Raw genomic sequence first — 21,835 nt, forward strand, 5'->3', positions numbered from 1 at the left:
GGCAGCTCCTTATGCGGCCTCTGCGGCCATCTTTTCGGCCTTGGCTTTCACTTCTTCAATGCCGCCGACCATATAGAAGGCCGCTTCGGGCAGGTGATCATATTCACCGGCAACCACTGCCTTGAACGACGCGATTGTGTCTTCGAGCTTAACCTGAACGCCAGGTGAACCTGTGAACACCTCGGCCACGTCGAAGGGCTGCGACAGGAAGCGTTCGATCTTGCGCGCGCGGGCCACGGTCAGTTTGTCTTCTTCGCTGAGCTCGTCCATGCCGAGGATCGCGATGATGTCCTGAAGCGACTTGTAGCGCTGCAACATGTTCTGCACGTCGGCTGCAACCTGATAATGCTCCTCACCCACAATAGCAGGGTCAAGCAGGCGCGATGTGGAATCGAGCGGGTCAACGGCAGGATAGATGCCCTTTTCCGAAATCGCCCGGTTCAGAACCGTTGTCGCATCAAGGTGCGCGAACGAGGTCGCTGGCGCAGGGTCGGTCAAGTCGTCCGCAGGCACGTAGATGGCCTGCACCGATGTGATCGAACCGTTCTTGGTGGAGGTAATCCGTTCCTGCATCGCACCCATGTCGGTGGCCAGCGTCGGCTGGTAACCCACAGCGGATGGAATACGACCCAGAAGCGCGGACACCTCGGAACCGGCTTGGGTAAAGCGGAAGATGTTGTCGACGAAGAACAGAACGTCCGTCCCCGATTGGTCGCGGAAGGATTCCGCCATGGTCAGTCCGGACAGCGCCACACGCATACGTGCACCTGGAGGCTCGTTCATCTGGCCGTAGACCAGTGCCACTTTGGACTTCGTCAGGTCTTCGGCGTTGATCACGCCGGATTCGATAAATTCGTAGTAAAGGTCGTTCCCTTCACGTGTCCGCTCACCCACACCAGCAAAAACGGAGAAGCCTGAATGCACCTTCGCGATGTTGTTGATCAGCTCCTGGATCAGAACCGTCTTGCCCACACCGGCACCGCCGAAAAGGCCGATCTTGCCGCCCTTCGCATAAGGGGCGAGCAGGTCGATCACTTTGATCCCGGTCTCAAGCACCTCAGAGGCGGTTGATTGCTGTTCAAATGTAGGCGCATCCGCGTGGATGGAGCGACGCTCTTTCTCGCCAATCGCACCTTTTTCGTCCACAGGCTCGCCCACCACGTTCATGATGCGGCCCAGCGTGGCATCGCCCACGGGCACGGTGATGGTGGTGTCCATGTCGGTCACTTCCTGACCGCGCACCAGACCTTCGGTCGAGTCCATCGCGATGGCGCGAACGGTGTTTTCGCCAAGGTGCTGGGCCACTTCCAACACCAGCTCTTTGCCGTTGTTATCGGTGGTCAGCGCGTTGAGGATTTCAGGCAGGTAATCGTCAAACTGCACGTCAACGACAGCGCCGATGACCTGCGTGATTTTGCCTTTAGCATTTGCCATATTGGTTTCTCCGGGTCTCTAGAGCGCTTCCGCGCCCGAAATAATTTCAATCAGCTCGTTGGTGATCACGGCCTGACGTGAGCGGTTGAACTCGATGGTTAGCTTGTCGATCATCTCGCCAGCGTTGCGGGTCGCGTTGTCCATCGCGGATTGGCGGGCGCCCTGTTCAGACGCCGCGTTTTCGAGCAAAGCGCTGAAGATCGCTGTGGCCACACCGCGCGGAAGCAGATCGGCGAGAATCTCCTCTTCACCCGGCTCGTAGTCGTAAAGCGTGGCTTCTGCGTCCTCGGCCATCTCGAACTTGGCAGGAATGATCTGCTGCGCTGTCGGGTGCTGGGTCACGACATTTTCGAACCGCGCGTAGAAGATCGTCGCGACATCGAACTCGCCCGCATCGAAACGGCCAAGCACGTCCTTGGCGATGTCCTGAGCGTTGGCATAGCCCACGCGCTTGACGTCGGTCAGGTCCACGTGGCCGACGAAATAGTCGCTCAGCTCACGTTTGATCGCATCGCGGCCTTTCTTGCCAACGGTGATGACCTTCACGGTCTTGCCATTGGACAAAAGCTCTTGCGCATGTTGGCGGGCAATCTTGGCGATGTTGCTGTTAAAGCCACCGCAAAGGCCGCGTTCCGCCGTCATGACAACAAGCAGATGCACCTGATCGCTGCCTGTCCCGGCGAGCAGTTTTGGCGCAGAATCGGATCCGCCGACTGACGCGGCCAAACCGGCCATCACCGCATTGAAACGCTCGGAATAGGGGCGCGCCGCCTCTGCGGCATCCTGGGCGCGGCGCAGTTTTGCGGCCGCGACCATCTGCATCGCCTTGGTGATCTTGCGGGTCGACTTGACCGACTCGATCCTGTTTTTCAGGTCCTTAAGACTGGGCATAAGGGTCTCCTATGTCCAAGTATCAGGCGAAGTCTTTGGCGAAGGCTTCGATAGCGGCCTTAATCTTGTCAGCGGCCTCACCTTTGACCTTGGGGTCTTCCTTGGTGATGTAATCCAGCACGTCAGATGCATTGGTGCGCAGGTGCTTCAAGAGCCCGGCTTCGAACCGGCCCACATCCTTAACGTCGATCTTATCAAGATAGCCGTTGGTGCCCGCATAGATCACGCAGACGATTTCTGCGTTGGTCAGCGGCGAGTATTGTGGCTGTTTCATCAGCTCGGTCAGTCGGGCGCCACGGTTCAGAAGCTGCTGGGTGGCAGCGTCAAGGTCAGAACCAAACTGCGCAAAGGCCGCCATTTCGCGGTACTGGGCAAGCTCCAGTTTGACCGGACCGGCCACTGACTTCATGGAGTTCGTCTGGGCGGATGAGCCCACACGGCTCACCGACAGACCGGTATTCACGGCGGGGCGAATGCCTTGGTAGAAGAGTTCCGTTTCAAGGAAGATCTGACCATCGGTGATCGAAATCACGTTGGTCGGAATAAAGGCCGACACGTCGCCGCCTTGTGTCTCGATGACCGGCAAAGCGGTCAAAGACCCGGCGCCATTGTCTTCATTCAGCTTGGCCGAACGCTCCAAAAGGCGGGAGTGAAGGTAGAAAACGTCACCCGGATAAGCTTCGCGGCCTGGTGGGCGGCGCAGCAGCAGGGACATCTGACGATAGGACACGGCCTGCTTGGACAGATCATCGTAGATGATTAGCGCGTGGCGACCATTGTCGCGGAAATGCTCTGCCATCGCCGTCGCAGAATATGGGGCCAGATACTGCATTGGTGCAGGATCGGAGGCAGTCGCAGCCACGACGATAGAATACTCAATCGCACCGGATTCTTCGAGGCGCTTCACCAGCTGTGCGACGGTAGAGCGTTTCTGGCCCACAGCCACGTAGACACAATACAGCTTCTTCGATTCATCATCGCCAGCTGCGTCGTTGTAGGACTTCTGGTTGAGGATCGTGTCGAGCGCCACAGCCGTTTTGCCGGTCTGACGGTCGCCGATGATCAACTCACGCTGACCGCGGCCAATGGGGATCATTGCGTCAACGGATTTCAGGCCGGTCGCCATTGGCTCATGCACCGATTTGCGGGGGATGATGCCAGGAGCCTTGCTGTCTGCAACGGCGCGGTTTTTTGTTTTTATCGGCCCCTTGCCGTCCAGCGGGTTGCCCAAACCATCCACAACACGGCCCAAAAGCTCATCACCCACAGGCACGTCCACAATCGCCTTGGTGCGCTTGACGGTATCGCCTTCCTTGATGTCCCGGTCAGAGCCGAAGATCACCACACCCACATTGTCGGATTCGAGGTTCAGGGCCATGCCCCGGATGCCACCGGGAAACTCGACCATTTCGCCTGCCTGAATATTGTCCAGACCGTAAACCCGGGCGATCCCGTCGCCGACGCTGAGTACGCGGCCAACCTCGGCCACTTCGGCTTCCTGACCGAAGTTTTTAATCTGGTCCTTCAGGATCGCAGAGATTTCAGACGCTTGGATCGCCATTTATCCGACCTCTTTCATAGTGTTCTGGAGTGCGTTGAGCTTGGAGGCGATCGACGTGTCGATCATCTTTGAGCCCACTTTAACAATAAGACCGCCGATGATGCTTTCATCGACGGTTTCTTTGATGGTGACGTCATTGCCCATCTGGGCTTTGAGCGTTTTTGCCAATTTGTCAGCCTGAGTCTTGGTCAGCTTTTTGGCAGTGGTCACTTCGGCGGTCACTTCACCGCGTTCATCCGCAAGCATACCCTCAAGAACCGCGAGAAGCTGCGGCAATACAAACAGGCGGCGTTTGCTGGCAAGCAGTGCCAGAACATTGCTTGTTGTATCCGACAGCGCCATCTTTTGCGCAACGGCCGTCATGGCGGCGGATTGTTCTTCGCGGCTGTAAAGCGGTGAGGTGAGCAGGGTGCGCAGGTCCGAACTTTCTGCAATCGCACTGTCCAGTGCTGCCACATCTGATTCGAGAGATTTGATCGCCTTGCCTTCTTTGGCGATTTCGAAAACGGCAGTCGCATAGCGCGCGGCGATGCCTGTTGAAATACCAGCAGTTTCGGACACGTGTCGCCTTCCGATGTCTTGGGTCCAAGATCGCCACCCCTATGGTCCCCAGGCCAGCGACAGGACAAGTTGATGGGCCCTCGCACTTGCGAGAGCGCCAAAATCTCGGCGGATGTAGCAGAGGCGCTATAGGGTCGCAAGCGTTCTGCGGCCCGACTGCGACAAGATTCCTCGCACCTCTCTCCGCCGATCATCGGTCTTGGGATTTTCGCTTGCTTTTTGTGCATTCGTCAGGGGGTGATGATACGTCACTGATGCACGTCAAAAACGCGCGTGATCATCCGGGATCACGCGCGTTTTTTGCTGTTTTCGATGTGCCCGCCGGCTACCACAATTCGCTGTCGCGTTGCAGTCTCCGACGCCAATAGGCCGCCTCGCGGTCGTGGTGCCCTTCGCCACGTGCGGGCCGTCCGGCTTTCCAGTGATCGGGTGCGGGCCACTTTTCCTGCCGCGTTGCTGTCAGCATAGCATCTGCAATGATTGTTAGCATGACTTGTCCTTTCTTGCTATTGATGTGTTGAGAGTACCAGCATGAGCGAGACAGGCCGAGTTTTTATGATTTTTGAAATGTTAGAAAAACTTACAAATGAATTGGCGTGAGATCCCCTCTCTCGCCTCATTGCGTGCTTTTGAGGTTGCGGCGCGCACGGGCTCCTATTCCGCTGCGGCGCAGGAATTGAATGTCACACATGCCGCCATCGCACAGCATGTCCGCACGGTGGAAACCCATCTTGATACCGTTTTGATGGTGCGCGAAGGGCGCGGGATGGCGCCCACTGAAACTGGCGCTGCCTTGGCGGCAGAACTCTCGGCAGGCTTTCGTCAGATCGTTGCGGGGGTGCAGACGGCCAGCCAGGACGTGGCTGAACGCCCTTTGGCGATTTCCGTCACACCCAGTTTTGCCGAAAACTGGCTGATGCCGCGCTTGACGCGATTCTGGGCTGCGTATCCCGGTTTTTCCCTGTCGGTTCATCCGGGCATGGAACTGGTGGACCTGCGCCGCGATGGATTCGATCTGGCGATCCGCTATGGGCGCGGGTCCTGGCCGGGGGTCGAGGCCACGCATCTGGTCCCGGCAAACTACACGGTCGCCGCGACGCCGTCCCTTGTCGATGGGCGCGATGTGAAGGATTTCAGCGATCTCTACGATTTGCCCTGGCTGTTTCAGACCGATGGGCGCGAGGCGCAGAAATGGGTCGAGGAATCGGGCCTAGACCTCGCCTGTTGCCAAGCGCATGAGGTGGCAACAGGCAGCATGCTATTGTCAGGAATACGGGCTGGCGCTGGGGTTGGCGTTATTGCGGGCGCGCTGATCGAGGATGATATCGCCACCGGACGGCTGGTTGCCCTGATGCAGCACCAGATTGAGGGGCTGGGCTACTATATCATCCATCCGCCCGGCGCGTTGTCAGAGCGTGTGAAGACGCTCAAATCCTGGCTCCTGTCCTGCGACGCTGTCTAGAACAGATCTTGCCATGCTGTGCCGTCAAAGCAGCGCAAGACAGACGCCGTATCGTCGAAGTAGATCTCACCCGCGGCAGGGCTGGCTGGCACAGGCCCGGGAGCCAGGCGCAGGACCTGATCAATCTGCACATGCCCATCGGCGCCGCGCGCTGTGAGGGCCGTGAACCATGTCGCGCCGTCGGCGGTGACCTTGATGCTGAAGTCATCATTCCCAGCAAGGCCCATCTCAGCCCGGCCCGAAAAACCGGTCTGATACAAAAGTGAGGCCGTGTCGGATACCGCCGCCTTGTTGATTTTGACCTGATGCCCAGCGCCATCATTGTTAAGCAATGTCGCGTCCGCGTTCACGCTTAGGCGGTTGGTGGCGTCGGCGGTGGCGTTGATGCCAACGCTGGGCAGGTTCTGCAGATCAGGTTCGCCTTGCGTAACCCATGCCCCCCCTGTCAGCACCTGAAGCTCCGCAACATCGCGCACCCAGGCCAGCCAACCGTCGCGCGGCGTAACAAAGAGCCACCCGCCGCCGCGCCACGTGGCGATCATCCCGTCCTGACCCGCCCAATCACCGGTGGCGCCGGTGCCGACTGCCCAAGCCTCGCCCTCATTGGGGCTGGCAGGCGGTGCCGTTGCATCCGTCGCCTCAAGCGTCAGTTGCACGATCATGTCGAGCAATTCGATGGCCTCGTTGTGGGTGACATGCTTTTGCGCCTGCGCAGGCATGATGAATGGCAGTGACAGGTTGGGTGTTTGATCTGGCATAGGAATGACGCCTTCCGGACTAAAGTGAAATCGCGCGCAATATTCATCTCGCTTGCTTGACGACCCCTTTGTGCGCCGTGCGGTGGTTAACGCATCGTCAACGATTTGCTGGGCATCTGTTGGTTAACAGCAGCTTTACGAATCGTAAGGGATTTTCATGGCGAAACGGGCATTGATCACCGGGGTGACGGGGCAGGACGGGTCCTATCTGGCGGAATTCCTGCTGGAAAAAGGGTACGAAGTGCACGGCATCAAACGCCGCGCATCCTCATTCAACACGGATCGGGTGGATCACATCTATCAGGATCCGCAGACCGACAATGCGCGCTTCAGGCTGCATTACGGCGACTTGACCGACAGTTCGAATCTCACCCGTATTATCGCAGAGGTGCAGCCTGACGAGGTCTACAATCTCGGCGCGCAGTCGCATGTGGCGGTCAGCTTTGACGCACCCGAATATACCGCAGACGTTGACGCCCTGGGTACCTTGCGCCTGCTTGAAGCGATCCGTTTTCTGAAATTGCAGGACAAGACGCGGTTCTATCAGGCTTCCACATCCGAGCTTTACGGCCTCGTCCAGCAATCGCCCCAAACCGAAACGACGCCGTTTTACCCCCGCAGCCCCTATGCGGTGGCCAAGCTCTACGCGTATTGGACCTGCGTGAATTACCGCGAGGCTTACGGGATGTTCGCCTGCAACGGCATCCTTTTCAATCATGAAAGCCCAAGGCGGGGTGAGACCTTTGTGACCCGCAAGATCACGCGTGGGCTGACGCAGATTGCGCTAGGCCTGCAGGATTGCCTTTACATGGGCAATATCGATGCGCTGCGTGATTGGGGGCATGCCAAGGACTACGTACGGATGCAGTGGATGATGCTGCAGCAGGACACACCGAAGGACTACGTGATCGCCACCGGCGCGCAGCATTCCGTGCGGGATTTCATCATCTGGACAGCCGCAGAGCTGGGCATGACTTTGGAATTCAGCGGCAGGGGCGTTGACGAGATCGCGACGGTGACAGCTGTCAGCAATAACCGCGCCCCAGCGGTGAAACCGGGTGACGTCGTGATGCGGGTTGATCCACGCTATTTCCGCCCCGCAGAGGTAGAAACGCTGTTGGGTGACCCGACGCGCGCCAAAACCGATCTTAACTGGGTACCCCGAATTAGTGCGCAGGCGATGTGTGCAGAGATGGTGGCGGAAGACCTTAAGGATGCCCACAGGCAGGCGCTGCTCAAAGAACACGGCATGAGCCTGCCAATCGCGGTTGAGGCGTAGCGATGCGTATCTATCTTGCAGGTCATACCGGCATGGTAGGCAGCGCGATCCTGCGGCAACTGATCGCTGAGGGCACGCATGATGTCATCACCGCCCCGCGCAGCCAGTTGAACCTGACCGATCAGGCTGCGGTTTGGACGTTTATCCGCCACGAACGCCCTGATGCCGTGATCCTCGCTGCGGCCAAGGTTGGTGGGATCATGGCGAACAAAACCTACCCCGCGACCTTCATCTCCGAAAATCTGATGATTGCAACTAACGTGATTCAGACGGCGCAAGCCACGGGTGTGGAAAAGCTCCTGCAACTGGGATCATCCTGCATCTATCCTCGCGATGCCCCGCAGCCGATCACCGAGGATGCGCTGCTGACAGGTGCGTTGGAGCCCACCAACGAGCCTTACGCCATCGCCAAAATCGCGGCGATCAAACTCTGTGAAAGCTATAACCGGCAATACGGCACGGACTACCGATCGATCATGCCGACCAACCTTTATGGGCCGGGTGACAACTTTCATCCCGAAAACGCCCATGTTCTGCCCGCCTTGTTGGCACGGTTTCATGCGGCAGCAGAGCAAGGCAAAGATCATGTCACTATTTGGGGTACCGGCACGCCCCGGCGCGAGTTTCTGCATGTCGACGACATGGCCGCGGCGGCACTGCACGTCATGAACTTGCGGCGCTCCGATTATCTGCGGCACTCAAGGCCCATGCAAAGCCATCTGAATGTCGGCTGCGGCAAGGACATCGCGATTGGCGAACTGGCGGGCCTTATCGCTGAAGTGACCGGTTTTGGCGGCGAAATCCGCTTTGATCCCAGCAAGCCGGACGGCACGCCGCGCAAATTGTTGGACGTCAGCAAGATGCGTGAGCTGGGCTGGGCACCCAAAATCGACTTGCGCGCGGGGATCACCGCGACCTATGACTGGTATATTGGACAATGTGATTTAGGCAGCACGCTCCGCGCCAGTTAAGAGGAATGCGATGATTACTCCGGTTGTTTTGTGCGGTGGGTCTGGCACCCGCCTCTGGCCATTGTCGCGCAAAAGCTACCCGAAACAGTTTTCGTCGCTGATCGGCGCGGAAAGCCTGTTTCAGGCCAGCGCCAAAAGGCTGCAAGGCCCTTTGTTCAAGGCGCCAGTGATCGTGACGGCCAACGATTTCCGCTTTATCGCCGTTCAGCAGTTGCAAGAGGTTGGGGTTGATCCGGCTGCGGTGCTGATCGAACCCACGGGGCGTGACACGGCACCAGCGATCCTCGCCGCTGCGCTTTATCTGCAGGACGCGGACCCTGACGCGATGATGCTTGTGGCGCCTTCTGATCATGTGATCCCCGACAACGCACTTTTTGCAGCCACGGTTGAGGCCGCTTTACCCGCCGCCCAAGCCGGGCAAATGGTGACTTTTGGCATCACGCCCGATAGGCCCGAAACAGGTTACGGTTATCTGGAACTCGATGCCGCACCGGACGAGACGGCGAAGCCGATCCCTCTCAAAAGCTTTGTCGAAAAACCAGATAGTGCACGCGCCGCGGAGATGCTGGATGCCGGGCGATATCTCTGGAATGCGGGTATCTTTCTGTTCTCGGTCAAGGCGATCCTCGCCGCGTTTGAACAAAACGAACCCGATATGGTTCAAGCCGTACGGGCCGCCGTGGCCGATGCGAAGGCAGATCTGGGTTTCCTACGTCTAGCAGCAGATCCGTGGGCTGAGGCCTCCGCAATCTCGGTTGACTACGCGGTCATGGAAAAGGCGACAAACCTGTCTGTTGTGCCCTATACCGGCCGCTGGTCCGATCTGGGCGATTGGGCTGCCGTCTGGCGCGAAACCGAAACGGATGGGATGGCCCAGACGCCTGAAACAACTGCGATTTCGTGCAAAAACACCCTTCTGCGGTCAGAGGTCGAGGGCCAGCACGTCGTAGGTATCGGGCTGGAAGATATTGTCGCTGTCGCTATGCCGGATGCGGTTCTTGTCAGTCACAAGGACCACGCGCAAGACGTCAAACAGGCAGTCGCGCAACTCAAATCTGCCGAAGCGATCCAGGCCGAGAGCTTTCCCAAAGACCACAGGCCATGGGGGTGGTTTGAAAGCCTCGTGATCGGCGACCGGTTTCAGGTCAAGCGGATTGTTGTGAATGCTGGCGCGGCTTTGTCGCTGCAATCGCATGTGCACCGCGCCGAACATTGGATTGTCGTGCAGGGCACGGCGAAGGTTACAGTTGATGAAGAGGTCAGGCTGGTGACCGAGAATCAATCCATCTACATCCCGCTCGGCGCAAAACACCGTATGGAAAACCCCGGCAAACTGCCCATGGTGCTGATCGAGGTGCAGACGGGCAGCTATTTGGGCGAAGATGACATCATACGCTACGAAGACATATATGCGCGTGAATAGGGCTAAGATTCGGGGCCGAAAGCCGAATTTTAAATGCGGCCAAGGATGATCGCACCCCAACGATCGGGTCGCGCATGTTCGGCGAATTTGCGCCAACCTCTCCGGGGTTGTCCTTTTTTGTTCTGAATTCTGCCACAGTTTTGTAGTGAAGATCGCGGGCATCACCTGCCGATCGGGAGTCAGTTCAATTGTGTGAAATATGCCAAGCGTTGTCGGCGCAACAAGTGTTTGCGGATCAGCAACAATCGTCAGGCCAGACTCCACTCTCCGCCGAGATACCTACAAACAGTCCCGTTGAGTCGGTGTTTTCGGGCTCTGTGCGGACTGATACGAACATCTCTGTCCACTTTGTTGGGGCGGGCCAAGATTCCGTGGCCTCATTCGACAACACAATATCCGAGGGTTGGTCATCCTACGAACGCACACGTGTCGAGGCAGCATTGGCCTCAATCGCGGCAGTGGCAAATGTCACCTTTACAATCACGTCAAATCCGAACGCAGATTTTCAGCTTGTCAAAAGCGATGATCCGTTCTCAAGCGCTGGCAGCCTTGGCTATTTCTATCTGCCGAACTTCACGGGTCAGAGCGTCGGTGTCTTCAACTCTGACGGTTTTGGTTGGGATACAAGTGGTTTACGCGAAGGTGGTACCGGCTACACAACCATTGTGCATGAATTGCTTCATGGTCTCGGCCTTGCGCATCCCCATGACGGGGGAAGCGTTCTTCAAGGTGTGACAAGCCCTTTCAACAGTTTGGGTAACAATGACCTGAACCAGGGCGTTTATTCGACGATGTCGTACAATTCTGGCTATTATGGCACCCCGAATTTCATCCGTGGTTCTGAAGCCGGGCCAATGGCTTTTGACATTGCGGCGCTCCAGGACATCTACGGCGCCAACATGTCGCATGCGACGGGCGATGATATCTACGAGCTTGATGGGTCAAACAGTGACGGTTCCGCCTGGAAATCGATTTGGGACGCAGGCGGTTCGGACACGATTCGCTATAGCGGCTCGGCCGATGTGGTTATCGATCTGCGCGCCGCTACTCTGCAATACGAGGCCGGCGGTGGCGGCTTCATCTCAAATGCGTCAGGGATTTCGGGAGGCTACACAATCGCCAACGGTGTGGTCATCGAAAACGCAATTGGCGGCAGTGGCGACGACACGCTTACTGGCAATGACGCAGACAATGAGCTGACCGGCAATGGCGGCAACGACGTCATCAAAAGTGGGGCCGGCGACGATGATATCGACGCTGGCAGCGGTAACGATGATGCGTCGGGCGGCTCTGGAGACGACGAGATCGACGCAGGCTCCGGTAATGATACTGTCGACGGAGACTCAGGCGCAGATCAAATCCAGACATCCAATGGCACCAACACAATTTACGGCGGTTCTGGCGGAGACAACATAACCGGCGGCACAGGGCGCGATACGATCTATGCGGGCAGTGGCGACGATGTTGTCAATGGGAATGGAGATGTCGATACCATCTTCGGCGGACGCGGTGACGACGATATCGACGGTGGCGCTGGCAACGACTTCATAACGGGCGGTTTGGGTCAGGACACGTTGACTGGCGGTGACGGCTCTGACGATTTCATCTTCGAGTTCATCAGTGATAGCCTCGTGGGCGCCGACAATCGTGATGTGATCGTGGATTTTGAAATCGGCCTCGATGATATCGATCTGAGCGCCTTCGTTGGCCTCAACTTTACGGATGACATTACGCTCTCGACTAGCGGCGGCAATACAGTGGTCGGCATTGATGTGAATGGCGATGATGTAGACGACATGGAGATTTTTGTGACCGGCGTCACAAATCTCAGCCAGGGCGACTTTCTCCTTTAGCATAAGTGCATTGCGGTCGGCCAGATGACGCCCTAAGCACGTGCAAAAGCTAAGGACATTCGCAAATGCGTGTACTGGTCACAGGCGGCGCTGGCTATATCGGCAGCCACACATTGCTGGAACTGATGGCGCAGGGCCATGAGGTTTGCGTGTTCGACAATTACAGCAACGCAACACCCGAGGTGCTGGCGCGTGTGCGTGCCTTGTCAAATGGCAATGTCTCGGATGTCACTGGCGATGTGCGCGACCCGGCCAAGCTCGACGAGGTCATGCAAAACTTCGCGCCTGAGGCTGTTATCCATTTCGCTGGGCTAAAGGCGGTGGGCGAAAGCACCGAAAAACCTCTGCTCTACTACGATGTGAACGTGTCGGGCACATTGGCTCTCTTGCATGCGATGGATCGTGCCGGCTGCCGGAAGATCATCTTTTCGTCGTCCGCTACCGTCTATGGCGACCCGGTTTATCTGCCCTATGACGAGGCCCACCCGACCAATCCAACATCAGTTTACGGGCAGACGAAATTGATCGCAGAACAGATGCTGACCGCATGGACCAGCGCGCAGCCAGACACGTCAGCCGTTCTACTGCGCTATTTCAATCCGGTGGGCGCCCATGCCTCCAGCCGGATTGGCGAAGACCCAAAGGATATCCCAAACAATTTGATGCCGTTCATCGCCCAGGTCGCCGTGGGCAAGCGCGACGCCTTGACTGTGTTCGGTGACGACTACGATACACCCGATGGCACCGGCAAACGCGACTATATTCACGTGGTTGATCTGGCGCGCGCGCATGTTGCGGCACTCGACTATGCCGTCAAAAATACCGGCGCACGGCCCTTCAATATTGGCACTGGCGAAAGCTACAGCGTGCGTGACATGGTGGCGGCGTTTGAGCGGTCAAGCGGAAGGGCAATCCCCACAAAGCTCGCCGGTCGGCGTGCGGGGGACATTGCAGAGATGCAAGCGAATGCCGATCGGGCGAAAGCAGAACTGGGCTGGCAGGCGACCCACGATCTTGACGCCATGACCAGCAGTACCTGGGAATGGCAAAGCGCCAATCCCAGCGGCTATCGCGACACAGAGTAAGAAAAAACTCCCCGTGCTCATCGCACGAGGAGTGTTGGTACTCAAAACAAACTATAAAAACTTAGCCCCTATATAAGCGTGTAGCGGAAAGTCGCCGACGGCTCTGTGCGTTTTGTCACAATTGATAGACTTTTCGAAAATTTCACCGAGAATTTCGGGAAAATCTACATGTCAAGCGCTGATGCCAGTTCGGCTAGGCCGCGTTTCAGGGTGTCATTCGCTGCGTCGATGCTATCCGCTTCTACATAAAGCCGCAGCTCTGGCGCATTGCCAGAAGGGCGGACATGCACGATCCGCCCGTCGGTGAGTGTCATGCGTGGCCCGTCGATGGTGTTGTGGGCACTTTCGGTCCCGCCCAAACGCTCAAGAAACTGTGCGCGCCGTGCCGCATCGCGTGACAGTTCCGCGACAAGATCCTGCGCCTTTTGTATTGGTACCTCCTGCAGGCGGTCGGCGGCGGTGAAGCGCGCGGGCTCTGCAGCGACACGTGCGGAAAGACCCTGATCCCCGGCTGCAACAAGGGTCGCGATGATGGGCAAGACCGCGTCGCGGGTCATCAAGGGTGCCAAGAGGCCTGCAGGACCATCTGCAGAGAACCCCAGAAGAAAGCCGCCATTGGCTTCATACCCGACAACGCGGCCCTCGCTCGCCTCCATTCCCGCAATGACATAAGGTGAGCCGATCCGCGTGCGCGTGACCGACTGGAACTGACCGCCGCGTTCAACCCCGGAATTCGACGAAACCGGCGTGACGACATGGTCCGCCTGTAATGCGGCAGCTGAAATCTGCCCCAAGATATCACCAGTAATGACCTCGCCAGCTTCATCTGCAACAAGCGGGCGATCACCATCCCCATCGGTTGAGACGATGGCGTCGCAATGATGCGCGTTGGCCCATTCTTTCAGTTGTTGACGCAAGGCGGGGGCGACCGCCTCGGTATCGACGGGTACAAAGGTGTCTGACCACCCAAGCCTCGTGACGCGCGCGCTCAATGCCAACAAAAGGTTCACCAAAAGGTCGCGCCCAACAGCGCTGTGGCCATAAACGCCAATGTGCCGCCCCGCCAATGCAGCGCCATAGGCCTCTACATAGCGCGCGATGTAAGTTGCGCTGACGGTGTCATTGGTCCGCGGCGCAGGGCTAGGCGGCACTGTGTCGGCCTTGCCGAGAGCGTCGAGAATGGCGGCTTCATGCGCCTTGGTAATCTCACCGTTTGGCGTGTAAAATTTCAGACCATTGCGATCCGCCGGAATGTGGCTGCCCGTCACCATGACGGCCGCCGCACCCTCGGTCATGGCCGCAAGAGCAAGCGCAGGCGTTGGGACGGCACCGCACATCGTCACCTGAAGGTCGGCTTCGCGACCGGCCAGCATGACCATCTCAGCGATATCGGGTGATGACGGGCGCAGATCATGCGCAACAAAAAGTCCAGTACCCGTCGGACAAGCTGCAGCGAAGGCACGCACGTGATCGGTCACGCAGGCCGATGTCAATTCCGTCACAAGTCCGCGCAGACCGCTGGTGCCAAATTTTGGAGCCATGGATGATCCTTTTGACCAATGCGCGCACGCCTCGTGCCGCGTTTACCTTACCCCAAAGCAATTGCAGAAAAAACGGCGCAAATACAGGCTGCCGTTGAAGAAATTCTGATGAAAGAGACATCGCGCCGCCACAATCATACCACGGATGCGCCGCAGGCCTGACTGACGCTAAGAGCGTAAGTTCAGGGGTGGGCTTTCATGACAGAATTGACGTTTGTTACGTATCTGACGGTGCCGGATGATCTGACTTATTCACGGATCACGGCGCTGGATATCGTCACCATCGGTGGCGCGGAATTTCTTGTTGGGGCGACGCGCTATGATGGCGTGTTGCAAAGCTGGGCGCTGGCGGGCGGTAACTTGGCCGCTACCGACACATTCGCCTTTGCTGGAGATCTCTTGCCCGGCGTGACCGGCGCGTTGACGACGCTGAATGAAGGGGGCGATACCGCGCTGTTGACTGGTGGCGGCGCTGGCGGCGATCTGCAAATCGTCTCCCTTGCCCCTGGTGGTTCATTTTCTGGCAGTTCGGCACTTGGCACGGCTGCGCCCATTCGCGGTGGGTTTCAGCCTGAGGTGATGGTCACGCTTGGGTCGGGTGCGCAGGCGGTCTATGGCGGTGTGGTTGGCGCGGTCGGGATTGGCCGGCTTGATTTTGATGCGGATGGCGCTTTGACGGGGCAAGTCGTCTTGCCCGCACCTTCCGGTACTGCAACCGCGCAGGTCAGCGCAATCATTTCTGCCGAGGTCAGCGGCACGACTTACCTCTTGAGCACCGGCAGTAGCGGCAACGCAGTGACGAATTGGCAGGTCAACGGGGATGGCAACCTGACCGAAATGGTTACGCTTGGCACAGAGGATGGGCTTTGGGTCAGCGCACCCACCGCCATGGCCGTCGCGGAAGTCGGCGGCAACACCTACGCCGTGCTTGCCGCTGCAGGTAGCGGCACGCTCAGCGTATTAGAGATCGCGACGGATGGCAGTTTGATCATCCGCGAGCATATTTTGGACACGCGGGACACGCGCTTTGCGGGGGTCACGACGCTCGATACCGTGACCCATGCGGGGCAAACCTACGTCATCGCGGGCGGTGCGGATGATGGCCTGACGATCTTTGTCCTGCTGGAAGGCGGGCAATTGGTGGCGCGCGCCACGATCGAGGATACCGTTGATATGGGTCTCGACAATGCCAGCGCGGTAACCGCACGTGGTCGAGGCGACGGGCTTGATATCTTTGTTGCCAGCAGTAGCGAGCCCGGGATCACCCAGCTTCGCTTTGATACCGGCCCCGCGGGTGTGACGAGCACCGCCGCGCTCGTTGGTGGGTTGCTGGCAGGGACGGCTGGAGTCGATGTTTTGCAAGGCCTTGCGGGTGACGATGTGATCGAAGGGGGCGCTGGCGCCGATATCATTCGCGACGGCGCTGGCAGTGATACGCTCTCTGGTGGGGCGGGCGCCGATGTCTTTATCCTGTCTCAGGATGGGGAAACCGACACGATCACGGATTTTACCGTGGGCGAGGACAGCATTGACCTCTCCCTTTGGCCGCTTTTGCGCGATATCAGCCAACTGACAATTTCGATCCGCAGTGATGGGATGCTGATCAGCTATGGTGACGAAACCCTGATCGTGCAAAGCGCTGATGGCGGTCCCATCGACTATCGCGACCTGCAGACAAGCGATCTGATTGGGGCCACACGCCTCCCCCAGAATATCGAACCGGGCTATCCTGGCCCCGCGCAGCCACCGATTTCCCTCGATCCTCCCACACCGCCGGGCGAGCAAGGCGGGCCCAACAACCCTTTGGTCGGGGCGCAGGTGCTGGCAGCCGGAAACATCAATGTCTTGCGCGACGCGCTCGGCGGCGGCACAGCGCCAGATACGTCACTGATCGCGGGCGGTGGTGGGGCAGATGCCATTGACGGCGGAGCCGAAAACGATGTGATCCTCGCCGGTGCGGGTGATGACACTATCACCGGTGGTGCCGGGAACGACACGCTTTTGGGGCGCGACGGCAATGACACGCTGCGCGGCGAAGACGGTGCCGACATCCTGCTTGGTGGGCAGGGCAACGATCTGCTGGTGGGTGGCAATGGCCAGGACCTTTTGCGCGGCGGTGAAGGCAACGACAGGCTCGAAGGTGGCGCTGGAGATGATCTGCTATTCGGTGATGCCGGTGCCGATACCTTCGTGTTCAACGGTGGCAATGACCTAATCAGCGACTTCGAACAGGGTGTAGACCAGATTACACTTGATGCCAGCCTCTGGACCGGGCTGACCTCGGCGGAGGATGTGTTGTTCGTCTATGGCAGCATTGATGGTACGCAGGCCACCATTGATCTGGGCGATGGCAATGTCCTGATCATCGAAAACGTCACCGACTATCCCACGCTTGCCGATGACATTGCGCTCTTCTAGCTACAGCTGATTTGAGAGGGTCGAGACGGTATTGATCAGCCCAACTGCCGTCAATGCGGGGCCAAGTGGGCTTTCGGTGCCATAGACAAGGTCCTTGTCCTCAAGCAGGAAATTGCCCGCTGAGAAGAGTCCATCAGCCGATGTCAGGTCAATGGTGAAAACCACACGCTCCTGCGGCGGACCGGACTGGTCTTGACGGACTTCACCAGAATCGTATTCCCGCAGGATCAGAATGCCCTGCGGGTTGGCGCGCGCATCGGACACGCCGCCGACAATTGCCATCGCCTCCAGCGCCGTGACGTTCTGGCTTGGGAAATCATGCACGGCTTCAACGCCGGTCGCGCCGAGTGAGACGAACTGCCGATCATCGCCGATCAGCATGACGCGATCGCCGCCCTGCAATGCCGCGTCCAGATTGGGCTCGGCCAGCAGCCTATCAAGTGCGACGCCATATGTGCGCCCGTTGCGGACAAGCCGGACTTGCGGATTGATGAGTGCAGGATTTGCCCCACCTGCAAGGGACAAAAGGTCAAGGATCTTGAAGTTGCGGTCTGGCAATTGATAAAGGCCAGGCGCGGCCGCACCCGTGACCAGATTAGCCGTGTTCTGGCGCCCCGCTTCCACAACAAGCTGCACCTGCGCCGAAGGGATCGTGCGGATCAGTTCCTCTTCAATCCGGGAACGCGCTGTATCGGGCGACATGCCCGCAACTTGCAATTCGCCGATATAAGGCACGAAAATGCGGCCAGTCGTGCTGACCTGCGTTTGTTGAAGCGGCGTAGCCCGCTGCCCCGTTCCCGCCAAAAGCGAGTTATCCTCCGCATCCCAAACCGTCAGCGTCACCTGATCCCCGGGTGCGATAATTAACGAGGCGGGCTGTTCCTGGTTGGTAATCCAGGGCAGGGATTCGACGTCTCTACGCGGCCAGGATTGTAAAACAGGCAAGGTGTCCTTGGTTACATCGAAAACCGCAAAGTCATAAATCAGCGCTTCACCCTCTTCGCGGCTGCTAAGATTGGATGCGGCAAGCACCTCTGACTGGAATCCGGCGCCGCGCGGCAAGCCGCACCCCGTAACAGCGACACACAGCAACAATGGGAGAACTCGCAGCAGCTTCAATGGGGTGATTCCTTCTTCGCGTTTGGGCAATCTACACAAAGCCATACAACAACAACAACCAAACGCGGGTGATCCGTTTCAATTAACGCCTTTTAGCGGCAAAACGAGTTTGCGCATCTCATACTTGGGCTCATGAACAGAGATCGGTTGCCGCGCTAACATCGCCTCCGTTGCTTAGAAATCGATCGCGAGACCTTTTTTCTCCCAATCGCCATAGCGCACAGGCTCTGGCCCGTCGCGTCCGCCGAGTTCGGGGGGCAGATCAAGCTTGGCCTTCTTGCGCCGCTCTTCCGCCTCGGCCAGCGCGCGCTGGGCGGCGGGGGGCAGGTCTTTGGCTTCATCGCTCATTGCGGCTCTCCTTGTGGGCGCATGGGCTTTGATATACCTCGCGCATAGCCCGCATCAAGAGAGACGCCATGCGCCAAACCGGCCTGCCTGCCCGCCGCACTGCCCACTATCTGCTGATGCAGATCACGGGCGAAGGGCGGCTGATGTCCGAGTTGATTGCAGATGGTGCGCTATCCGATCTTTCAGCCGAAGACCGTGCTCGGGCGCAACGTTTGGCGACCGAGGCTTTGCGTGGCCTCGACCGCGCTGACCGGATGCTGAAACCTTACCTGAAAAAGACACCACCTGATCACGTGATGAACGCGCTGCGGCTCGGCGTGATCGAGCTCTGCGGTGGCGAGGCCGCGCATGGTGTTGTGAATGCCTATGTCGAGATTGTGGGGCGCAACAAACGCACGCAATCGATGAAGGGGCTAACCAACGCCGTGTTGCGCAAGATCGCCGCTGAAGGCCCCGAGGGCTGGACCAATCGCCCGGTCCCGCTCACGCCCGGATGGCTGCGCCAACCTTTGGTCGCAGCATGGGGGCGAGACGCGGTGGCGGGCATGGAAGCCGCACATTTTGCAGGTGCGCCGCTTGATCTGACCGCAAAGAGCGATCCGCGCGCCATAGCAAAGGCCGTCGGCGGCGAGGTTCTGCCGACAGGTTCGGTGCGCGTGCCAGATGCTGGTCAGGTCTCGACCTTGCCGGGTTACGAGGCTGGCGACTGGTGGGTGCAGGATGCGGCGGCGGCGATCCCGGTCAAGGCGCTGGGCGATGTGAAGGGTCTGAAGGTCGTTGACCTTTGTGCAGCACCAGGTGGCAAGACAATGCAATTGGCCGCGCGGGGTGCTGACGTCACCGCGGTAGAGATTTCTAAGTTCCGCATGACGCGCGTGTCTTCTAATTTGGCGCGTGTCGGCCTGTGGGCGCGACGAGCGCCTGTCAACGCGTTTCTCTTTAAGGAACAAGACTTTGACGCCGTTCTCCTCGACGCGCCATGCTCTGCAACCGGCACGATCCGGCGTCACCCTGACCTGCCCTATGCCAAGGACGGATCGGAATTCGGCATGCTGATCGACCAGCAGGCGCGCATGATTGACCACGCGGTGACCTTGCTGAAACCCGGCGGGCGGCTCATGTTTTGCACCTGTTCCCTGCTGCCCGACGAAGGCGAAGTGCAGGTCGAAGAGGCCTTAAAACGGCATCCGGGGCTTGAGGTTCTGCCCATCAACGTTCCCGGCATTGATCAGAACTGGCACAGCGAAGAGGGCGGTTTGCGTCTGCGCCCCGATTATTGGCCCGACCTCGGCGGCATGGATGGGTTTTATCTGGCGCTCTTGCGAAAGCCTGCGTGACTTGATCCGCACCTTTGCTATGGTTCGAACAAAAGCGAACCGAGGCTGCAGGATTTGCCACCGAAGACGACATGGCGCGCCCGCCGGATCAGTTTTATGCACCGGGTCCATGCCCGCCGTGCAGGGCGTGCTGATGCAGCCACGGCTTTTGTCTCTGCGCCCGAGCCGCGCTCCATCGGGGTCGTGGCGCGGGGGAGACAGCTGATCGCGGGCAATTTCCTGTTTTCGGGCCTGCTGGTCGAAGGGCCGCAACTGTCGATCTGGGACATCGCCGATCAAAAGCCTGAAGTCGCTGACGAAATCCATGGCTGCACCTGGCTCGATGATCTTGCCGCCGTTGGCGATGACCGCGCACGGACAAAGGCGCAAAGATGGGTGTTTGACTGGATCGCCCGCTACGGCAAGGGCAAGGGGCCGGGCTGGACCCCGGACCTGACTGGGCGGCGCGTGATCCGCTGGATCAATCATGGCTTCTTTCTCTTGCGCAATCAGGACAAAGTCACCGCGCAGGCCTTCTTCGAAAGCCTCGCCCGGCAAACCCTCTTCCTGTCGCGCCGTTGGCAAACCGCCGCCCCCGGTCTGCCACGGTTTGAGGCGTTGGCAGGGACGATCTATGCTGGCCTTTCGCTCGAAGGGATGGAGGATCAGGTTGCCCGCGCCGTCGCCGCCTTGGCGCAAGACTGCGCGACCCAGATCGATGAAGAGGGTGGCATCGTCACCCGTAACCCCGAAGAATTGCTGGAGGTCCTCACGCTCCTCAACTGGACAATTGACGCTTTGCGCAGCACGGACCGCGATGTGCCGCCCGATATCATGCGCGCGCTGATCCGGGTGGTCCCTACGTTGCGCGCCTTGCGTCATGCGGATGGAAGCCTCGCGCGGTTCCATGGCGGAGGTGCAGGTGTGGATGGGCGGCTGGAGCATGCCTTCGCCGCGTCCGGTGTGAAGGACGTACCACAAAACGGCCTGCACATGGGCTTTGCCCGACTGACCGGCGCGCGCACGACGTTGATCATTGATGCCGCCGCCCCGCCGCAAGGCAATGCGTCCGCCTTTGCTCATGCAAGCACCTTGGGGATGGAGGTGACCTCTGGCCGCCGTCCCTTGATCGTCGGCTGCGGCTCTGGCGAACGTTTCGGCGATGAGTGGCGCCGCGCCAGCCGGGCCACGCCCAGCCACAGCCTTCTCAGCCTTGATGGTGTGTCCTCATCGCATCTTGGCAAAGCGGCAGAATTGCTGACCGAAGTGCCCACAATCACCCGGGCCAATCTGGTGAAAGACCGGACGCTTGAGCTGTCGCATAACGGCTACCAACTCAGCCACGGCCTGACCTATGCACGTATTCTGACGCTTTCAGTCGATGGCCGAATGCTGGAAGGCGAGGAATTGCTGACGACGCTTAGCGACACCGACAAATCCGCCTTTGATCGCGCCATGAACCGAGCACCGGACGGTGGGCTTGGCTTCAGCGTCCGCTTTCATCTGCACCCCGATGTGGAACCCTGGCTTGATCTGGGCGACACTGCCGTTTCATTGACGCTCAAATCCGGCGAGGTCTGGGTTCTGCGGCACGATGGCGTCGCCAATCTGACGCTGGCACCATCGGTTTATCTGCAAAAAGGCCGATTAAAGCCACGTGCCACACAACAGGTGGTTTTATCCGGTCGCGCAATGTCCTATGCGACACGCGTTCGTTGGTCGCTAGCCAAAGCGCAGGACACGCCAAGGGCGGTTCGCGATCTGGTGCAGGAAGATCCGATGGACGCGACATACTAACGCCTGCCCTGAGGACCT

At 58.9% G+C, this 21,835-nt stretch carries 19 protein-coding genes; 10 read left to right on the plus strand and 9 right to left on the minus strand.

Features of this window, described 5'->3' with window-relative positions; all coding sequences use genetic code 11:
* Positions 1–9 precede the first annotated feature (9 nt).
* From atpD to SLH49_RS18270, 5 genes are all read right to left on the minus strand, one after another.
* Positions 10–1,434 carry a F0F1 ATP synthase subunit beta gene (atpD, locus tag SLH49_RS18250; protein WP_320270591.1) on the minus strand — a complete coding sequence of 475 codons (1,425 nt, stop codon included), beginning with the start codon at positions 1,432–1,434 and terminating at the stop codon, positions 10–12.
* An 18-nt stretch (positions 1,435–1,452) separates the two neighbouring features.
* Positions 1,453–2,325, minus strand: a complete 873-nt coding sequence (locus tag SLH49_RS18255; protein ID WP_320270592.1) for a F0F1 ATP synthase subunit gamma — start codon at positions 2,323–2,325, stop codon at positions 1,453–1,455.
* A gap of 22 nt (positions 2,326–2,347) precedes the next feature.
* A complete protein-coding gene (gene atpA, locus SLH49_RS18260; RefSeq protein WP_320270593.1) occupies positions 2,348–3,886 on the minus strand; it encodes a F0F1 ATP synthase subunit alpha in 1,539 nt (512 codons plus the stop codon).
* A complete protein-coding gene (locus tag SLH49_RS18265; RefSeq protein WP_320270594.1) occupies positions 3,887–4,447 on the minus strand; it encodes a F0F1 ATP synthase subunit delta in 561 nt (186 codons plus the stop codon).
* A 325-nt stretch (positions 4,448–4,772) separates the two neighbouring features.
* Positions 4,773–4,937, minus strand: coding sequence for a hypothetical protein (locus SLH49_RS18270; protein ID WP_320270595.1), 165 nt, complete (start codon positions 4,935–4,937; stop codon positions 4,773–4,775).
* Positions 4,938–5,033: 96 nt separating this feature from the next.
* Between SLH49_RS18270 and SLH49_RS18275 the strand changes: the two genes are divergently transcribed.
* Positions 5,034–5,909 (plus strand): LysR family transcriptional regulator, encoded by an 876-nt coding sequence (locus SLH49_RS18275; RefSeq protein ID WP_320270596.1) that lies wholly within the window; start codon positions 5,034–5,036, stop codon positions 5,907–5,909.
* On the opposite strand, the gene SLH49_RS18280 is transcribed toward SLH49_RS18275, so the two are convergent.
* On the minus strand, positions 5,906–6,667 hold the full coding sequence (locus tag SLH49_RS18280) for a DUF2793 domain-containing protein (protein WP_320270597.1): 762 nt from the start codon (positions 6,665–6,667) through the stop codon (positions 5,906–5,908). The two genes, SLH49_RS18275 and SLH49_RS18280, sit on opposite strands and share 4 nt — an antisense overlap.
* A gap of 157 nt (positions 6,668–6,824) precedes the next feature.
* On the opposite strand from SLH49_RS18280, the gene gmd reads away from it, so the two are divergent.
* The 5 genes from gmd (at position 6,825) to galE (ending at position 13,278) form a co-directional block, all read left to right on the plus strand.
* Positions 6,825–7,946, plus strand: coding sequence for a GDP-mannose 4,6-dehydratase (gmd, locus tag SLH49_RS18285; protein ID WP_320270598.1), 1,122 nt, complete (start codon positions 6,825–6,827; stop codon positions 7,944–7,946).
* Between the two features lie 2 nt (positions 7,947–7,948).
* Entirely contained in the window at positions 7,949–8,917 is a 969-nt protein-coding gene (locus tag SLH49_RS18290) for a GDP-L-fucose synthase (RefSeq protein ID WP_320270599.1), read from the plus strand.
* Positions 8,918–8,927: 10 nt separating this feature from the next.
* Positions 8,928–10,340, plus strand: coding sequence for a mannose-1-phosphate guanylyltransferase/mannose-6-phosphate isomerase (locus SLH49_RS18295; protein ID WP_320270600.1), 1,413 nt, complete (start codon positions 8,928–8,930; stop codon positions 10,338–10,340).
* A gap of 371 nt (positions 10,341–10,711) precedes the next feature.
* Positions 10,712–12,193, plus strand: coding sequence for a M10 family metallopeptidase (locus SLH49_RS18300; RefSeq protein WP_320270601.1), 1,482 nt, complete (start codon positions 10,712–10,714; stop codon positions 12,191–12,193).
* A gap of 65 nt (positions 12,194–12,258) precedes the next feature.
* Positions 12,259–13,278 carry a UDP-glucose 4-epimerase GalE gene (galE, locus tag SLH49_RS18305; RefSeq protein WP_320270602.1) on the plus strand — a complete coding sequence of 340 codons (1,020 nt, stop codon included), beginning with the start codon at positions 12,259–12,261 and terminating at the stop codon, positions 13,276–13,278.
* Positions 13,279–13,442: 164 nt separating this feature from the next.
* Here the strand turns inward: galE and SLH49_RS18310 are convergent, their stop codons facing one another.
* On the minus strand, positions 13,443–14,819 hold the full coding sequence (locus tag SLH49_RS18310) for a phosphomannomutase (protein WP_320270603.1): 1,377 nt from the start codon (positions 14,817–14,819) through the stop codon (positions 13,443–13,445).
* A gap of 18 nt (positions 14,820–14,837) precedes the next feature.
* Here SLH49_RS18310 and SLH49_RS18315 point away from each other — a divergent pair, with 18 nt between their 5' ends.
* Together SLH49_RS18315 and SLH49_RS18320 are read left to right on the plus strand one after the other, a co-directional pair.
* On the plus strand, positions 14,838–14,981 hold the full coding sequence (locus SLH49_RS18315; RefSeq protein WP_320270604.1) for a hypothetical protein: 144 nt from the start codon (positions 14,838–14,840) through the stop codon (positions 14,979–14,981).
* Between the two features lie 36 nt (positions 14,982–15,017).
* Positions 15,018–17,237 (plus strand): calcium-binding protein, encoded by a 2,220-nt coding sequence (locus tag SLH49_RS18320; protein ID WP_320270605.1) that lies wholly within the window; start codon positions 15,018–15,020, stop codon positions 17,235–17,237.
* Here SLH49_RS18320 and SLH49_RS18325 read toward each other — a convergent pair whose 3' ends face one another.
* Together SLH49_RS18325 and SLH49_RS18330 are read right to left on the minus strand one after the other, a co-directional pair.
* On the minus strand, positions 17,238–18,299 hold the full coding sequence (locus SLH49_RS18325; protein WP_320270606.1) for a polysaccharide biosynthesis/export family protein: 1,062 nt from the start codon (positions 18,297–18,299) through the stop codon (positions 17,238–17,240).
* Positions 18,300–18,530: 231 nt separating this feature from the next.
* The gene (locus SLH49_RS18330) at positions 18,531–18,704 is read right to left on the minus strand and encodes a DUF1674 domain-containing protein (RefSeq protein WP_320270607.1); all 174 of its coding nucleotides are present in this window, start codon (positions 18,702–18,704) and stop codon (positions 18,531–18,533) included.
* Between the two features lie 68 nt (positions 18,705–18,772).
* On the opposite strand from SLH49_RS18330, the gene SLH49_RS18335 reads away from it, so the two are divergent.
* The gene (locus SLH49_RS18335) at positions 18,773–20,041 is read left to right on the plus strand and encodes an RsmB/NOP family class I SAM-dependent RNA methyltransferase (RefSeq protein ID WP_320270608.1); all 1,269 of its coding nucleotides are present in this window, start codon (positions 18,773–18,775) and stop codon (positions 20,039–20,041) included.
* 96 nt (positions 20,042–20,137) lie between these two features.
* Positions 20,138–21,817: a heparinase II/III family protein gene (locus tag SLH49_RS18340; protein ID WP_320270642.1), complete on the plus strand. Its 1,680-nt coding sequence runs from the start codon at positions 20,138–20,140 to the stop codon at positions 21,815–21,817.
* The last annotated feature ends 18 nt before the right edge of the window (positions 21,818–21,835 follow it).

It is taken from the genome of Cognatiyoonia sp. IB215446, assembly GCF_033963825.1.
GTDB lineage: Bacteria > Pseudomonadota > Alphaproteobacteria > Rhodobacterales > Rhodobacteraceae > Yoonia.

Excerpts from the sequence above, each read along its gene's own strand:
- atpD (WP_320270591.1), bottom strand. The coding sequence starts at position 1,434 with ATGGCAAATGCTAAAGGCAAAATCACGCAGGTCATCGGCGCTGTCGTT.
- SLH49_RS18255 (WP_320270592.1), bottom strand. The coding sequence starts at position 2,325 with ATGCCCAGTCTTAAGGACCTGAAAAACAGGATCGAGTCGGTCAAGTCG.
- atpA (WP_320270593.1), bottom strand. The coding sequence starts at position 3,886 with ATGGCGATCCAAGCGTCTGAAATCTCTGCGATCCTGAAGGACCAGATT.
- SLH49_RS18270 (WP_320270595.1), bottom strand. The coding sequence starts at position 4,937 with ATGCTAACAATCATTGCAGATGCTATGCTGACAGCAACGCGGCAGGAA.
- SLH49_RS18275 (WP_320270596.1), top strand. The coding sequence starts at position 5,034 with ATGAATTGGCGTGAGATCCCCTCTCTCGCCTCATTGCGTGCTTTTGAG.
- SLH49_RS18280 (WP_320270597.1), bottom strand. The coding sequence starts at position 6,667 with ATGCCAGATCAAACACCCAACCTGTCACTGCCATTCATCATGCCTGCG.
- gmd (WP_320270598.1), top strand. The coding sequence starts at position 6,825 with ATGGCGAAACGGGCATTGATCACCGGGGTGACGGGGCAGGACGGGTCC.
- SLH49_RS18290 (WP_320270599.1), top strand. The coding sequence starts at position 7,949 with ATGCGTATCTATCTTGCAGGTCATACCGGCATGGTAGGCAGCGCGATC.
- SLH49_RS18295 (WP_320270600.1), top strand. The coding sequence starts at position 8,928 with ATGATTACTCCGGTTGTTTTGTGCGGTGGGTCTGGCACCCGCCTCTGG.
- galE (WP_320270602.1), top strand. The coding sequence starts at position 12,259 with ATGCGTGTACTGGTCACAGGCGGCGCTGGCTATATCGGCAGCCACACA.
- SLH49_RS18310 (WP_320270603.1), bottom strand. The coding sequence starts at position 14,819 with ATGGCTCCAAAATTTGGCACCAGCGGTCTGCGCGGACTTGTGACGGAA.
- SLH49_RS18315 (WP_320270604.1), top strand. The coding sequence starts at position 14,838 with ATGCGCGCACGCCTCGTGCCGCGTTTACCTTACCCCAAAGCAATTGCA.
- SLH49_RS18320 (WP_320270605.1), top strand. The coding sequence starts at position 15,018 with ATGACAGAATTGACGTTTGTTACGTATCTGACGGTGCCGGATGATCTG.
- SLH49_RS18330 (WP_320270607.1), bottom strand. The coding sequence starts at position 18,704 with ATGAGCGATGAAGCCAAAGACCTGCCCCCCGCCGCCCAGCGCGCGCTG.
- SLH49_RS18335 (WP_320270608.1), top strand. The coding sequence starts at position 18,773 with ATGCGCCAAACCGGCCTGCCTGCCCGCCGCACTGCCCACTATCTGCTG.
- SLH49_RS18340 (WP_320270642.1), top strand. The coding sequence starts at position 20,138 with ATGCACCGGGTCCATGCCCGCCGTGCAGGGCGTGCTGATGCAGCCACG.